This is a genomic window from Ruegeria sp. CDSB029 (assembly GCF_059611125.1).
In genome coordinates, this window is the sequence record NZ_JBXWOX010000020.1 from 40,709 (window position 1) to 54,992 (window position 14,284).

The 14,284-nt window shown below is 58.4% G+C and carries 17 protein-coding genes; 8 read left to right on the forward strand and 9 right to left on the reverse strand.

The genetic code is table 11. The features are described from left to right. The first annotated feature begins 70 nt into the window (after nucleotides 1-70). Together AC2FI8_RS19460 and petA are read left to right on the forward strand one after the other, a co-directional pair. Complete coding sequence (locus tag AC2FI8_RS19460; RefSeq protein ID WP_496780638.1) at nucleotides 71-550, forward strand: hypothetical protein; 480 nt, start codon at nucleotides 71-73, stop codon at nucleotides 548-550. 63 nt (nucleotides 551-613) lie between these two features. Continuing rightward, nucleotides 614-1,162 (forward strand): ubiquinol-cytochrome c reductase iron-sulfur subunit, encoded by a 549-nt coding sequence (petA, locus tag AC2FI8_RS19465; protein WP_496780639.1) that lies wholly within the window; start codon nucleotides 614-616, stop codon nucleotides 1,160-1,162. A gap of 23 nt (nucleotides 1,163-1,185) precedes the next feature. Here petA and AC2FI8_RS19470 read toward each other — a convergent pair whose 3' ends face one another. Then, nucleotides 1,186-2,436, reverse strand: coding sequence for an MFS transporter (locus tag AC2FI8_RS19470; RefSeq protein ID WP_496780640.1), 1,251 nt, complete (start codon nucleotides 2,434-2,436; stop codon nucleotides 1,186-1,188). After that, nucleotides 2,423-3,451, reverse strand: coding sequence for a lysylphosphatidylglycerol synthase domain-containing protein (locus AC2FI8_RS19475; RefSeq protein WP_496780641.1), 1,029 nt, complete (start codon nucleotides 3,449-3,451; stop codon nucleotides 2,423-2,425). The genes AC2FI8_RS19470 and AC2FI8_RS19475 overlap by 14 nt, the downstream gene beginning before the upstream one ends. A 90-nt stretch (nucleotides 3,452-3,541) precedes the next feature. Here AC2FI8_RS19475 and AC2FI8_RS19480 point away from each other — a divergent pair, with 90 nt between their 5' ends. The 3 genes from AC2FI8_RS19480 (at nucleotide 3,542) to AC2FI8_RS19490 (ending at nucleotide 5,640) form a co-directional block, all read left to right on the forward strand. Next, the gene (locus AC2FI8_RS19480; protein ID WP_496780642.1) at nucleotides 3,542-3,955 is read left to right on the forward strand and encodes a MerR family DNA-binding protein; all 414 of its coding nucleotides are present in this window, start codon (nucleotides 3,542-3,544) and stop codon (nucleotides 3,953-3,955) included. A gap of 313 nt (nucleotides 3,956-4,268) precedes the next feature. Next, complete coding sequence (locus AC2FI8_RS19485) at nucleotides 4,269-4,736, forward strand: DUF411 domain-containing protein (protein WP_496780643.1); 468 nt, start codon at nucleotides 4,269-4,271, stop codon at nucleotides 4,734-4,736. Between the two features lie 241 nt (nucleotides 4,737-4,977). After that, nucleotides 4,978-5,640 carry a L,D-transpeptidase gene (locus AC2FI8_RS19490; RefSeq protein ID WP_496780644.1) on the forward strand — a complete coding sequence of 221 codons (663 nt, stop codon included), beginning with the start codon at nucleotides 4,978-4,980 and terminating at the stop codon, nucleotides 5,638-5,640. Nucleotides 5,641-5,675: 35 nt separating this feature from the next. Here the strand turns inward: AC2FI8_RS19490 and AC2FI8_RS19495 are convergent, their stop codons facing one another. Then, nucleotides 5,676-5,939, reverse strand: a complete 264-nt coding sequence (locus AC2FI8_RS19495) for a hypothetical protein (RefSeq protein ID WP_496780645.1) — start codon at nucleotides 5,937-5,939, stop codon at nucleotides 5,676-5,678. 195 nt (nucleotides 5,940-6,134) lie between these two features. Here AC2FI8_RS19495 and AC2FI8_RS19500 point away from each other — a divergent pair, with 195 nt between their 5' ends. Together AC2FI8_RS19500 and AC2FI8_RS19505 are read left to right on the forward strand one after the other, a co-directional pair. Next, entirely contained in the window at nucleotides 6,135-8,483 is a 2,349-nt protein-coding gene (locus AC2FI8_RS19500; protein ID WP_496780646.1) for a heavy metal translocating P-type ATPase, read from the forward strand. Nucleotides 8,484-8,548: 65 nt separating this feature from the next. Next, nucleotides 8,549-9,058, forward strand: a complete 510-nt coding sequence (locus AC2FI8_RS19505) for a L,D-transpeptidase family protein (protein ID WP_496780647.1) — start codon at nucleotides 8,549-8,551, stop codon at nucleotides 9,056-9,058. Nucleotides 9,059-9,479: 421 nt separating this feature from the next. Here AC2FI8_RS19505 and AC2FI8_RS19510 read toward each other — a convergent pair whose 3' ends face one another. From AC2FI8_RS19510 to AC2FI8_RS19535, 6 genes are read right to left on the reverse strand one after another with little or no spacing between them, the layout of a single operon-like run. Continuing rightward, the gene (locus AC2FI8_RS19510; protein WP_496780648.1) at nucleotides 9,480-10,832 is read right to left on the reverse strand and encodes a peptidoglycan DD-metalloendopeptidase family protein; all 1,353 of its coding nucleotides are present in this window, start codon (nucleotides 10,830-10,832) and stop codon (nucleotides 9,480-9,482) included. Beyond that, entirely contained in the window at nucleotides 10,829-11,455 is a 627-nt protein-coding gene (locus AC2FI8_RS19515) for an SCO family protein (protein WP_496780649.1), read from the reverse strand. The genes AC2FI8_RS19510 and AC2FI8_RS19515 overlap by 4 nt, the downstream gene beginning before the upstream one ends. Further along, the gene (locus tag AC2FI8_RS19520) at nucleotides 11,455-11,934 is read right to left on the reverse strand and encodes a copper chaperone PCu(A)C (RefSeq protein ID WP_496780650.1); all 480 of its coding nucleotides are present in this window, start codon (nucleotides 11,932-11,934) and stop codon (nucleotides 11,455-11,457) included. Before AC2FI8_RS19520 ends, AC2FI8_RS19515 begins: the two co-directional genes overlap by 1 nt. 20 nt (nucleotides 11,935-11,954) lie before the next feature. Further along, on the reverse strand, nucleotides 11,955-12,614 hold the full coding sequence (locus AC2FI8_RS19525) for a DsbA family protein (protein ID WP_496780651.1): 660 nt from the start codon (nucleotides 12,612-12,614) through the stop codon (nucleotides 11,955-11,957). Then, a complete protein-coding gene (locus AC2FI8_RS19530; RefSeq protein WP_496780652.1) occupies nucleotides 12,611-13,033 on the reverse strand; it encodes a disulfide bond formation protein B in 423 nt (140 codons plus the stop codon). The genes AC2FI8_RS19525 and AC2FI8_RS19530 overlap by 4 nt, the downstream gene beginning before the upstream one ends. A 5-nt stretch (nucleotides 13,034-13,038) precedes the next feature. After that, nucleotides 13,039-13,638 carry an SCO family protein gene (locus AC2FI8_RS19535; protein ID WP_496780653.1) on the reverse strand — a complete coding sequence of 200 codons (600 nt, stop codon included), beginning with the start codon at nucleotides 13,636-13,638 and terminating at the stop codon, nucleotides 13,039-13,041. 183 nt (nucleotides 13,639-13,821) lie between these two features. Here AC2FI8_RS19535 and AC2FI8_RS19540 point away from each other — a divergent pair, with 183 nt between their 5' ends. Then, complete coding sequence (locus AC2FI8_RS19540) at nucleotides 13,822-14,250, forward strand: MerR family transcriptional regulator (RefSeq protein WP_496780654.1); 429 nt, start codon at nucleotides 13,822-13,824, stop codon at nucleotides 14,248-14,250. Nucleotides 14,251-14,284 lie beyond the last annotated feature (34 nt).

Consider the following 14,284-nt stretch of genomic DNA (forward strand, 5'->3'; position numbering starts at 1 on the left):
ACCCACGCTTCAAACAGGTCTGGATGAGGAGAGAGGACACCGGAAACCACATAACTGAAAGGAGGTTGCCATGCTTGCCAGGACAATCCCTGCAATGGTGCTAATCACGACACTCGGGCTGGCGCCCGTCGATGCGTCCCAAGACGACCGGCAGCATATGCAGATGACGGAGCAAATGACCGAGGGACTGATGATGCCCGAGATGAATGCCGAAAGGGGGAGGCGGCTGTTTGCGGTCAAAGGCTACATCGTTTGCCATTCGATCAACGGCTTCGGAGGCGCACACGCTCCGATGCTTGACGCCTCGACGATGGACGAAATCATGAATCCATTCGAGTTCGCCGCCCGTATGTGGCGAGGCGCCGCCGCTATGGTCGAGCTGCAGGAAGCGGAGCTTGGCGCCCAAATCGAACTGACCGGACAGGAACTGGCCGACATCATCGCCTTTGTCCACGACGCCAAGGAACAGGAGAAGTTCTCGTTGCAGGACATCCCCTATTCCGTCCAATCGATGATGCATCACCAGGTTGAGGAGGACCATCACGACTGATCTGCCCAACTGTGCCATTGCCGGTCGGAGAGTGTAGACCCGCATCCGTAAAGGAGAAAAGTCATGCCTGACAATTCAGCAAATCTCCAACACCAAGAGCCCGCGACCCGCCGCGACTTTCTGTATTTCGTGACTGGAAGTGCAGCAATCGTCGCCACTGGTGCTGCCATCTGGCCTTTGATCAACAGCATGAATCCAAGCGCCGACGTGTCGGCTCTGGCGGTGGTGAACGTCGACCTCGAAGGGGTCGAGCCAGGCAGCCGGATCACGCTTAAATGGAAGGGCAAGCCGGTCTTCATCGACCATCGTTCTGAGGAGCGGATCGCGTTGGCACGTGCAGATGACAATGCGCCGATGATCGACCCGGAGCCGGACGCCGAACGGGTTCAACGTCCGGAATGGTTGGTCATGATCGGCGTGTGCACCCATCTGGGCTGCATTCCGCTGGGGCAGGGCGGTAGTGACCCGACCGGCAACTGGGATGGCTGGTTTTGCCCATGCCACGGGTCGCACTACGACACTTCGGGCCGGATCAGAAAAGGCCCGGCACCTCGAAACCTCGATGTGCCACCGTATCAGTTCGTTAACGACACGCTCATAAAAATTGGATAGCCAATTTGATCACAAAAGGTGGCCTAACTTCGTGACAGCCGCTCCAAAATGACAATTTGCCCGAGAGCAGTAAGGATCGCGATGATAAACACGGCTTCGATAGCGATCATGCTGACTACCGCGCCACCCATAAGCGGCGCCAGCGCCGCTGGGGCCGTAAAGCTGTTGAACCACGCGGAATAGGACGGACGGCGGTCGTCGGGCGAGATCTCCAGCAGGTAGCCGAGATAGCCGATGGTCACTCCGTTCATCATGGCGCCGATCAGAAAGAACAGCAGCGCGAAACCGGCCAAGCCAGCATGCATGCTCACCAGCAGCAACACCAGAGTTGGCGGCCCGATGCGCACCAGCGCCACAATCCGCAGCAGGCGCAATTTACCTGCTCGGTCCCCAATACGGCCCCAGACCGGATTCGAAACCAGCGCGCCGAGGGTTTGAGCCGCCAGCAACGTTCCAACATCTGCCGCGCCAAGACCGCCACGTCCGGCGGCCACGACATAGAACGGCAACGCCATAAGAGTCGCCGCGCCGAGCCATTGGAAGATCAGGAACAGCCGGAACCGGCGGTCTTGCTGCAGCGTCGAGATCCCTTCGCGCAGGAAACTGGGTAGGTTGGCCGGACCGTCTCTTGACGCCCTTGCCGCAATTGCGGGCTCGCCCGCGGCGACGAATAGCGTTGCGGAGGCGATCATCAGCACCGCACCAAGACCGAAGATCAGCGCATAGGCTCTGAGCGGCGGCATCACGTCGAGCGCGAGGCGCAGGACACCCGCCACAATAATCGCCAGAACGCCGCCACCGAAAAAGCGCCAAGCCAACATCCGGCTGCGGCGCCCGGACGGGATTGCCCGGCCAACGATGTCGTTGTAGGGCACCGCAACCACGCCGCTGACAAAGGCGTAGATCGTCCACAGTGCCAGCATTCCGAACACCAGCGGAACCGAAGGCCAATCGATCTGTGGCCAGTCCGCCCCCCACCACAGAAGCATACCGATCATCGCTGCGGTGATCGCCCGTCCATATGCACCAAAAGCGTAGAACGGCATGCGCCGTTCGGTATGCTCGGCGAGATAGCCCACCGCAATCTGGGGCAGCAGCCAACCAAGACGCAGGACCGCGCTGGCGTAGCCCACGGCCAACGCACTGCCGGTCAGCATATGCACCAGACTGGCGACCACCGTTGCGCTGTCCACCGCCGCCGACCCGCCCTGAAACAACGCCCCGGCACCGGCGATGCGCCAAAATCTCGTGTCTTCGGGGTTACGCCTTGCCATTCGCCGCCTCTGCCTCCGCCCGGGCGCGGCGGATGTCGATGCCGCTCTGCCACAACACCGTCAGGCCGATCCCGACCACCAGAAGGATCGTCAGCACATAGTTGAACAGGATCATCAGAAGGGCGGTCTCGTCCGGAACGCCGAGCGCCTTTAGCGCAAACCCCGCCCCGAAGACAAAGCTCGCCGGAATGCGCACGAAACGGCCCAGAACCATGGCGAACCCGGCAAACACCATCAGGAACAAGTAGTCCCACACGTTCAGCACCACGCCAACCGCCAGCCCGGCCCACAGGAAATGGGTTGTCGCCACCAGCTTGCCCGCAATGGCCGCGATGATGGCGGCGATACGGCGGGCCCGTGCCCGCGGCCAGACGATCCCTTCACCGAGCGCGGCGCGCAGATACGCGCCATCGGCCCCAATGCGGGCGGCAGCCCAGTCGAAGAGGCGGCAGACCAGAGGGTCTTCGCTCAGAAGCAACGCGCGGAACCGGAACAGAACCCAAAGCAGGGCGCCGAAAAGCATCAGGTTCAACAGGCCCGCGACGCTCAATCCCAGCCGCAGTTCACCCTCGATCTGCGGAATCTGGCCGGCGGCGGCCACCGCTCCGGCAAAAAGGGCGAAAATGACGCCGTCGAGGAACCGGGCGATGACTGCGGTTGTCAGCACGGTAGCCATCTTCAATTGGTCGAGCCGGGCAACCAGCCAAGCCCGAACCAGCGGGCTGATCCCGAGCGGGACAAGAACATTTGCGCCATAACCAGCCAGAAGCGCCCCGGTCAGGCGCAGGGTGCCGACCGGTTTCACGTCGAACAGAATCTGCCGCCACTTCCAGCCGCTCAACAACTGCTCCAGCAGGATGGTGGCGGCAAGAATGGCGATCCAAGAAATGTTGGCTTCGCGCAAGCCCTGCACGAACAGCACAAAATCGAGGCTGCCGTAGAGCGCAAACACCAGATAGAGCGCCAACGTGGAGCCAAATACTGGCAACAGCCACCGTTTCAGGAAGGTCCGCATATAACATCCTCGCAACAGCCCGGGACTCCAATGTTTTAACCTCCGTATCATGATACGGTGTCAAGGTAGCGGTGACGGAGAAAAAACGAGATGCAACCACTCAGGATCGGTCAGGCCGCGCGCGAGGCTGGGATTGGTGTCGAGACAATCCGATTTTACGAGAGGAAGGGTCTTGTCCCTCAACCGCCGCGCCCGCTTGACGGCGGAGTGCGGGACTATAGCGGCAACACGCTTTGGCGGCTGAAATTCATATCTGGCGCCAAGAAACTCGGATTTTCGCTTGCCGAAATTGCGGAACTTCTAGAATTGCGCACGGCGCCAAATACCGAATGCGTTGCGATACAGGCCAGAGCGCGCAGAAAGCGAGACGAAATTCAGGAGCGGATCGACGGGCTTGCGAGATTGAAGAACAATCTGGATGAGCTGATCGCGGCGTGTCCCGGGCGAGGTGGAATTCAGCACTGTTCAATCGTGGGGGCTATCGAGCGCAGTATTCCGAAATAAGCGCAAGGTATCTGTTGGATCACCTTCGGCGTTGATGTCGTCTGCAAAACCAAAAATTACTGAGCCGGACATTGAACACCGGACGCGGTGGCAATATTTAGACCAGGGCGTCTCGTTCGCTATAGAAATTGACCAAGATCATTGCGGCAAATCCCGACATCACCAAGAATGCAACATCAGATAGAATCCATAGGTGACGAATGTGTCGATCTCAAGTGAGGCAAAAGGCCTGTCGTCAGTGTTCAAACCTTAGCGACAACATAATCGGCGCGCTTTCGTAGCGGGTCAAGGTAACATTTCCTTGGAGGGAAATATGACGATGAGTAATCTGAGCCGCCGAGCCGTGTTGTACGGAGTAGCAGCGGTTGCGGCGCTTCCTGCCTTCGCAAAATCCAGTTCGTCAATCCATGTCCTGAAGGATCCGAATTGCGGGTGCTGCGCCTCTTGGATCAAAATCATGCAAGCGGAAGGTTTTGAAGTAAGCGTGGAAAACAGCGCATGGGAGGCCTTGAACGCTTACAAATCCGCCAATGGAATTCCGGAGGGCATGATGTCATGCCACACGGGTCGCATAGAGGGCTACATGATCGAAGGGCATGTCCCACCCGATGACATTCGACGCCTGGTGGGCGAACGCCCGGATGCTGTCGGACTGTCGGTTCCGGGTATGCCTTTCGGCTCGCCGGGCATGGGACCGGCAAGCGAACGCGAAGCCTTTGACGTCTTCCTGATCCACAAGGATGGAACCACAGAGGTGTTTGCCAGTTACCCTGCAGCATAAGTTCGCGATGGCGCTAGCACGACCTAGTGAAAAAACACTCAATTCTGTCAACGAGAGCAGCGAATCTTCCAGGGTTACCGTGACGCCGGCACAAAGGTCACAAGCTAGCTCAAAAATGGTGCTGATGTCCAAAACGTTACCGGAAACCACTTGAAGCTCTAGCTGCTAGAGGCATTATGGATATCCTTTGATCGCTGGACCGTTGAACCGGCAGACATGATTGAAGAATTGGACCGGGACCATGCTGACGAGACGCCATTTCATACAAACAACCATTGCGCTGTTTTCAGCGTCGGTATCTAGCCCGCTGTTGGCTAAGACTTGGCCAACGGGTTCGCAAAAGTCCGCTTGGGACGCCCAGGTCACACCGCCTGGATATAATGCCGCCACTACAAATCCTTGGGGTGTACACGAACGTTTTCTGCCGCGGCGGGTCACTGCGAATGATGGCCTGGTGCCTGGTGATATTCATGTCGATGCGGTGGCGCGCTACCTCTATCATATCGAAGAGGGCGACACGGCGATGCGTTATGGCGTCGCCATTGCGCGTGGCAATCTGTACGAGCCGGGAACGTATACGATCCGGCGCAAGGTTGAATGGCCGCATTGGACCCCAACAGCGTCCATGATCGAGCGCAATCCGGAATACGCGGAATTCAGGAATGGGATGGAACCCGGGCCGACCAATGCATTGGGATCCCGGGCGTTTTACCTGTTCGTTGGCGACCGTGATACTTATTTAAGAATCCATGGCACACCGCAGCCCAGAAGCATTGGCGGACGTGCAAGCTCTGGCTGCGTCCGCATGATCATGGCGCATATCAACGATCTTTATCCGAACGTCAAAGTCGGCTCGACCGCATATCTATACTCAGCCGAGGACAGCGTTACCGCACAAACGTAATGGCCACCGAAAGCGAATTGGCGACCGCCCGATTGTCACGCTTCGCGTGCGACACAGATCGGGCCGCCATTTGTAGCGCGCAACGGTACCAGGGTAGTCTCGACCGGCCCGCTATGCGCATACCAATAACAATTGTCTTGTGGAACAAGGCGTGCAGTCGCCAAGTTCTGCCCCGGAGCAGCAAGGGCCACAACGGAATCCGGCAGGTTTCCAATCTGGTTTTCCGCATCAAACTGTGAGGAACACCCGGCGGTGACGGACAGCGCTGCAACGACAGCTAAAATCTTTTTGTTCTGCATGTAGCTTTTTCCGACCAATATTTCGATTCGTTGCCGGAAAGGTCGCACCGGCGTTGATGGCCCGCAAGCTGCAATGGCGTCGGCATGTTCTACGAGACAGCACACATTTTGGAAATTACCGAGAATTTGGCCTTGAAGCTCTAGTTGCTGTAGGGACTATCTGTTTCTGACCACGGAGAATCTTGAGGTATTTTCATGCCGTCCGACAGCCATAGCCACGATCACAATCGTGATCATGATGCCAAACAAGGCCAACATTGCTGTGGTGGCGGAGCCAGTGCAGATGTGGCGCCGTCCGTGCCAGCTCCCGTCAATGGCCGAAGCTTTCAGGTCTCGGGTCTCGACTGCGCCGAAGAGGTGGCGATCCTGAACCGGGTCGTCGGACCGAAGGTCGGTGGAACAGACCATATCGCGTTCGATGTGATCAACGGACGGATGACGTTACTTGAAACTGCAGCAAGAATCTCTGATGACGAGATCGAGCAGTTGGTCGCCAGCACCGGGATGAGTGCCAAGCCCTGGGACGATGAGAATGCCGCCGAAGATCAGGCGGCGCATATCGCGCGGCAGCGACGTTTCACCATGCTCAGTGGTGGGTTCTGGGCGGCTGGTTTCCTGTGGCATCTGGTCGAAACCGGAATGGGTGGTGCGCTCGGGTTGTTTTCAGGACATGGCGACGTGCAGATGCCCTTGCCTGAGGCGGCGTTGTTCGCCGTTGCAATCCTGTTTGGCGTCTGGCTGGTGGCCCCCAAGGCCTGGTCCTCGGCACGGCGGCTTTCGCCTGACATGAACCTGCTGATGGTTGTTGCCGTCTGCGGCGCAATCGGTTTGGGCGAGTTTTTCGAGGCCGCAACCGTTGCCTTCTTCTTTTCGCTCTCTCTCTATCTGGAAAGCTGGAGTGTCGGGCGCGCGCGTAATGCTGTCTCGGCGCTGCTTGATCTTGCACCACCGACGGCGCTGGTGCTGCGACCGGACGGTCGGGAAGAGGTGGTTCCGGCGGCCGAAGTGGTTGTCGGCGACAGTTTCATCGTGCGCGGGGGCGACCGCATTCCGCTGGACGGAGAGGTCATAGACGGTGCTGGCGCCGTCGATCAGGCACCGATCACCGGTGAAAGCGCCCTGGTGCCCAAGGAACAGGGCGACGAAGTCTATGCCGGTACTATCAACGGCGAAGGGACCCTTATGGTGCGCGCCTCAAAGACGGCGTCGGACACTGTTCTGGCCAAGATCATCCGCATGGTCGGTGATGCCCATGCCCGGCGTGCGCCGGTTGAACAATGGGTGACCAAATTCGCCCGTATCTATACGCCGATCGTGATGATCGTCGCGGTTGCCATCGCTCTTATTCCGCCGCTTGCCTTTGGTGCACCTTGGGGCTTCTGGATCTATAACGCGCTGGTTCTTCTGGTCATTGCCTGCCCCTGCGCGCTGGTGATCTCAACGCCGGTTTCCATCGTCGCGGCACTGACCGCATCGGCGCGGGCCGGAGTGCTGATCAAAGGCGGTGCCTACATCGAGGCCCCAGGCCGCACCACGGCGCTGGCCATGGACAAGACCGGAACGATCACCATGGGCGAGCCTGAAGTGGCGCTTGTTCATCCCCTCGGCGGCGCATCCGTACAGGATCTGCTGGCAAGCGCGGCCTGCCTTGAGGTGCGATCCTCGCACCCGCTGGCGCGTGCCATCCTGACACGGGCCGAGGCCGAGGGCATCGCGATTTCCGCCGCGGAAGATACTCGCACAGTGCCGGGCCGGGGTCTGGAAGGCCGTGCCGAGGGCCGCTCGGTTTGGCTGGGCTCGGATCGTTTTGCCACCGAGAAGGGATTTGGTGATGCCATCCCGACCGGTCTGCGTAACCAGATCGAAGGCGCGGGCAGTACGCTTGTGGTTGTCGGTGACGAGACCGTGGTCACAGGTGTTCTAGAAGTGCGCGACCGTATTCGGCCTGACGCCAAACATGTTGTGGCAAAGCTGCACGCGCAGGGCGTGAAAACGATTGTCATGCTGACAGGCGACAACGAGCGCACAGCGCGGGCTGTGGCCGCCGAGGTTGGCATCGACGAGGTGCGCGCCGAACTGTTGCCCGACGACAAGGTGACGGCAATCGAGGAACTGGCCGAGCGTCACGAGATGGTGGCCATGATCGGCGACGGCGTGAACGACGCGCCGGCCATGGCGCGGTCGCATTATGCCATCGCCATGGGGGCGGTCGGCTCGGACGCGGCGATCGAAACGGCGGATATCGCGCTGATGACGGATGATATCGGCAAGGTGCCGTGGCTCATCGGACATTCGCGCCGGACCATGTCGATCATCCGTCAGAACATCGGTTTCTCGCTTGCGACGAAGGCTGTGTTCGCGGGCCTCACGAGTGTAGGTATGGCTTCAATGTGGAGTGCCATCGCGGCAGATGTCGGTGTTTCACTGCTGGTTGTGGCCAATGCACTACGCCTGCTGAGAGCAAAGGAAGACAAGGCTGGGCCGCGTGGAGGACAAAGGGTCAGCGAACCTCTGGCGGAGCGCGCTGTGGCGCATGGACATTGATCGGGTTCTGACCTCGTGGTATCAGATCCACATAGGAGACCTCTAAAAAGAGGCATAGAGCAGTGATGGTTGGCAAATTTCCAAGACGATTTTTCCTTTTGGGCGGCGTGACCGCTTTCCTGTCGGGATGCGCGAACAAGTTCCGCTCATACACGGGGCCAGAAGTCACACGGCTTCGCCTGTACAAGTCGGAGCGATTGCTGGTTCTGGATGGAGCAGAAGGAGTGTTGCGCACCTATCCGGTCGACCTTGGCTTCGCGCCAAGTGAACACAAGCAGTTCGAAGGCGACGGGCGAACACCTGAAGGCGCTTATGTCATTGACCGGCGAAATCCGGACAGCCTTTTCCATTTGTCCATTGGTATCTCATACCCGAATGAAGCAGACCGCGCTTTCGCTGAGGCGCAGGGTAAGTCGCCAGGAGGTGACATCTTCATTCATGGTGGCCCGCGACGAGGCGTTGATCCGATGGGTAAGCGAGACTGGACCGCCGGGTGCATCTCTGTCACAGACCGCCAGATCGAAGAGGTCTACGCAATGGTGCCCGACGGAACGCCCATCTACATTCTTGCCTGACAGAGGCGTGAACTCTCAAAAGAATTCAACAAAATAGGGCTTCACCAGATACTGGCAACGATGTGAACCGCAAAGGCCACTACACTTCGAAGCGGTTTCTTGAAGGGGCGTTCCATCCCGCCGCAGCAGCAAGAGCTGCGCTAGGAAACCAGACGCAAAATGGCAAGCGAAGCGAAAAAGGCAAGCAGGCCAAATGCGATTCCGTATCCTGTTGCGTATTGAAGTATGTCAACACGGTTTCCGTTTCTCCGTTTGGCCAGTAAGCCGCCCCAAATTGCACCACCCAAGGCGCCCGCAATTGCCATCATATCAAATCCTCGTTTCCTCGGTTTTCGTGTTCTGAATTAAGATCGCGGCCGTCATCAACACATAGCAAGGTAAGTTACTTGAGGTGTGTTGCCGAGCGGGGACGTCGAATGGATCAGAGCCTGTCCGTAACCCGTTCCGAAAGATGCTCCTCAAGCTGGGCTCGTGCGACGGTCAGCCGTTCCTGCGCGGCAGTGTCCGCAGATTTGTCACCTGTGATTTCAGCGAAGCGGTCATCTGCAAGCGGATCGGTTGGTCGTCCGTCGACCAGCACCTCATAATGCATGTTGGGCCCGGTCGCAGTTCCAGACGATCCCACGCGTCCGATCACTTCGCCAGCCTTTATGCGTTGACCTTTTGACAGGTCATCGGTGACCGAGCTGAGATGAGTGTAGCGTGTGACCGTATCCGACCCGTGCGTGATTTCCACCACGCGGCCATATCCCCCGCGCCACCCGACATAGGATACCCGACCAGGCGCTGTAGCATGCACAGGAGTGCCCCGCGCGGCGGCGAAATCGACGCCGGTATGCATCCGCACGTTGCCGTAGATCGGATGTTTGCGCCGGCCAAACACCGAGCTCAGACGTGCACCTTCGACAGGTTGTGCAAACACACGAAGCAACTCGCCATCAACATAGATTGTGGCGCGTCCGCTGCTGTCATCCGGCCAGACCACTTCGTAGAGCGTCTCACCCATCTCCAGCGCCGCAAAGGCAAGGTCCGGCTGGCCGATCCTTTGGTCATCCAAACGTTTTTCGCGCCAGAGCAGGCGCAGCGTTTCGCCGCCGCTGAGCTCGCGTCGGAAATCGATCGTACCGCTCAGCATCTGGGCCAGATCCACCGCAAATCGCGCAGGCAGGTTTGCATCATCCAGTGCAGCTGCAATCGAACTTTCGATGATCGTCTTTCCGGCGATCGTTACGGTGTCAGGCTCAGGGGTCACAACCCGCGTGGCCAGAGATTGGCCAAAGACCGCCTCGACGCGGACACCGTCATCAACCGCAAGTGTTATGCGCAGCGGGCGGCCATCGGGCGTTCGGGTAAGCGCGATCGAATGCCCTGGGCGCAGACGACGCAAGTCGAATTCTGCTCCCAGCGCCAGTGCGATCTCGGCGCGGTCAGCCGCATCGAGTCCGGCCTCGGCAAGAACTGCATCAAGGGTTTCGCCAGACTCAATCTCGCGTGACCAGGTTTTCAAAGGTGGATCAATGGCCGGCAAGGGGTCATCAGCTGATGCGACTGCGGGGACAACAGGTGGTTTCATATCTGGCCAGGACTCGAGACGGCTGGCCGCCACGTCAATTGTGGGCGTCGCGTCATGTTGCGGTAGCTCAGGGTGTTCCGGGGGCTGAAAACTTGCTGCTACAGGAGCCCGCATCGCAGGTTCTTTTGGAGTAAGAGCGAAGACCGCAGCGACTGCCAACGAAACACCACCGGCAGCAGTTGCCAAATGTTTTGCTTTCATGACGTTTCTTTCGTTCCTCTAATCATTGCGCGGCGAATTTTGGGGACCGCGAAATCCCTTTTCTCGTGGTAGTCGATGGTGCTGGCGAATTGGCCGTCAGCGTCGAAAAGGAAAACGCTGGCGGTGTGGTTCATCGTGTAATCACCATCATCTGTCGGGACCTTCTCGTATGTCGCTCGGAAGTCTGCGGCGGCTCTGGCGATTTGTTCGGGCTGACCGACCCATCCGCGGATGGCCGGGTGGAAATAGCTGACATAGTCGGCCATGGCGTCGACGGTGTCGCGTGCGGGATCGACGGTGATGAACACGACGTTCAGCTGCTCGGCATCATCCCCCATCCCGTCAAGCCAGTCCGAGATATCAGACAGCGTGGTCGGGCAGACGTCAGGGCAATAGGTAAAGCCGAAAAACACCATGCTTGCGCGACCGGTAAGCGTTCGCGTGTTTACCGTGTTGCCTTCGTGGTCGGTCATACGGAAATCCATGGCCGACAAGGAAAGCGGCCGCAGCGGATCAGGGTCGGGTGCACCGGGGCCGTCTACCTGCCACCAACCCGCAACAAGCGTAAGACCCAGCACGCCGATACCAGCCGCACCCATCTGAAACAGACGTCTGCGCTGCATCAGTTTTCTGGCCCTCGCGCCGCTATTCCATAAATCGGCACCTCGACCGACATCTCTTCGCCATCGGCAAAGATCAGTGTCAACGCAAAACTCTCGCCTTTGGTCATCGGCCGTTGGAGCCGCATCAGCATGGCGTGCAATCCGCCGGGCTCCAGTGCGACCGAGGCACCCGGGACGATCTCGATATTCCCGGCCAGCGCCATAGAGCTGACCCCTTGTTCATTGGTCGAGGTCATATGAATTTCGGGCATCTCTGCAAGGTCCGTGCGGATGCCGGTCACTGTGACTGCCTCGTCGCCGGTGTTGCGGATCGTCATATAGGCCGCACCCGGGCGGTTGGTTCCGATCGATGCGCGAGACCAGGCGTCTTCAACAACAATTTCGTCGGCCTCTGCCAGAACAGACGCTGAAAGACCGATGCTCAGGGCAAAAGCGGCAAAGGCGCTTGCCAGTGTGGTCTTCTTCGGATGGAATTTCATGATTTTGCTCACACGCATGATTAACTTTGCGCCGCTGCAACTTCTGCCGCGACCAGACGTCTCAACTCGGCCTCACCAAACGGATCGAGTGGCTTGCCATTGACGAAGAAAGAGGGGGTCTTCTGTATGCCAACAGCCGCAACGTCCGCACGTTCCTGATTAAGTAGCCCCGTTGTCTGAGGCGCGCGCATCTGCGTCTTTGCCGCGTCGACATCCAGACCCGCCGATGCTGCAATCTGCAGGATCAAACCCGGTTCGGGTGCGCCATGCGCGGCCCATCTGGGTTGTTCTCTCAATACGGCTTCCATCACCGGCTCGAAAACGTCCTGCATCCGCGCGGTTTCCAGTACGCGGATCGCTTCTTCTGACGCTTCGCCATGGAATGGGGTGTAACGGATAACGACGCGCACTGCGTCGCCGTGTTGTGCCATGATGTCTTTCACGATTGGATGAAATGCGCGACAAGCTTCGCAGGCCGGATCGAAAAACTCGACAATGGTCACGGGGGCGTCTTCCGGGCCAAGTATCGGGGAATACGGCCGGATGAGTGTTGCAGCAATTTCAGGCGCGACTGAATCGGCAGCGCCTGCGGACTTCGATTGGGTCACGTACCACGCGCCGCCGCCAAAACCGGCGGCACCGAGCGCGAGAACGGACAGGATCAAACCACGTCTGTTCATTCTTGTATCTCCTTGAGTGAAAGGGCGGACAGCACGCCGATAAGCGCAAACGCAACAAGCGCCATCAGAGGGATTGGGGTGCCAAAGACCAATTGGTTCGCATCCGTACAGGACGGTCCCGTTGCGGTGCAGGGCTGTATTTTTTCTGGGATCAGACCGACGTAAAGGCCCATGTGCCACAAGGCCATGCCCGCGCCGCCAATCGCCAGCGCGACCCCGTATCGACCGACGCGCCAGTCTTGCCACCACAGGCCGAGCCCAAGAATGATGGCCAATGGGAACATAAAGGCGCGCTGGAACCAGCAGAGCAGGCAAGGCGTTTGTCCCAGCACCTCGCCGATGAACAAAACGGCAAGCGATGAAAACAGCGCCAGCATCCAGGCCAGTCCGAGAGCGGTTTCTTTGGTCAATCGGGTCATTGTTGTCAGATTTTCTGTTTCAGATCCGCCAGAATGTCTTCGGCGGGTGTGCCGTAAGACCAGGATTCGGCAAAATCTGCCTGTGTGTCGAACAAGAACAAATGCGATGTGTGCCCCATTGTGTACCCATCGGGTGCCGAGGCCTCCTCGACCCGTTCGTAGAAGATCGGGAAAGACTCGGAGGTTTGCGCGATTTGCTCAGGCGTGCCGGTCAGGCCAATAATGCCTGCATCAAAGAGCGGCACATATTCGGCCAGGACCGAAGGCGTATCCCGCTCGGGGTCGATGGAGATGAAGATAGGTTGGACCTCTTCCGCTTTGTTTCCCAGACCGTCCATGACGGCCGCGACCTCGGACAGGGTCGTTGGGCAGACGTCCGGGCAGTTGGTGAATCCGAAAAACACCAGCATCCAACGCCCGGCATAGTCTTTTTCGGATCGTGTGACGCCCGAATGATCGGTCAAGTCGAACCTGGCGCTAAAAGCTGCGGCGCTGGTTTGGTTTTGGCTGGCGCTGTAATCTGACCAAAGCAGCAGATAGACAAACGCGGCCGTTGCTATACCCGCTACAGCCCATAGGTATTTCTGGAACTTTGTCAGTTTCAATACGAATTGCCTGCTTTTTGATTCTTGCATCTGAATGCGCATGTACATGCTCTAGCTGCTAGAGGTTCAAGGCGGTTTTGGTATCTGCGGCGGGGTGTCACGGGTTCGGAGAATTTATGCCGTTTCACTTGTCGGTTGCCGCATTCAAAACTACAGTCACTGTACCTTTGAATGGAGACTCATGTGCTTACAATCGGTACTCTTGGGAAAAAGACTGGAACAAAGGTTCAGACGGTTCGCTACTACGAGCAGATCGGGTTGATGCCGGAGCCTGGCCGAACAGAAGGGGGGCAGCGGCGCTATGGCGATGCCGAAGTCGACCGCCTTTCCTTTATTCGACATGCGCGTCAGTTAGGCTTTCCACTGGAAGCGATCCGTGAGCTCCTTGATTTGAGTGACAATCCGGGTTGTTCTTGTGCAGAGGCAGACTCCATCGCGCGTCGGCAACTCAAACAGGTCGAGCAAAGAATGGCCCGCCTCGAAGCACTGCGTACCGAACTTCAACGCATGGTGCACGAATGCAGCGGCGGCAACACATCTGAATGCCGTGTTCTCGAAGTATTACGCGATCATTCCGAATGCCTGACCAACCACGAAGAAATCGGCGCCTGACGTCGAAAGACGAACTCGAGACCGTATGAAAGAC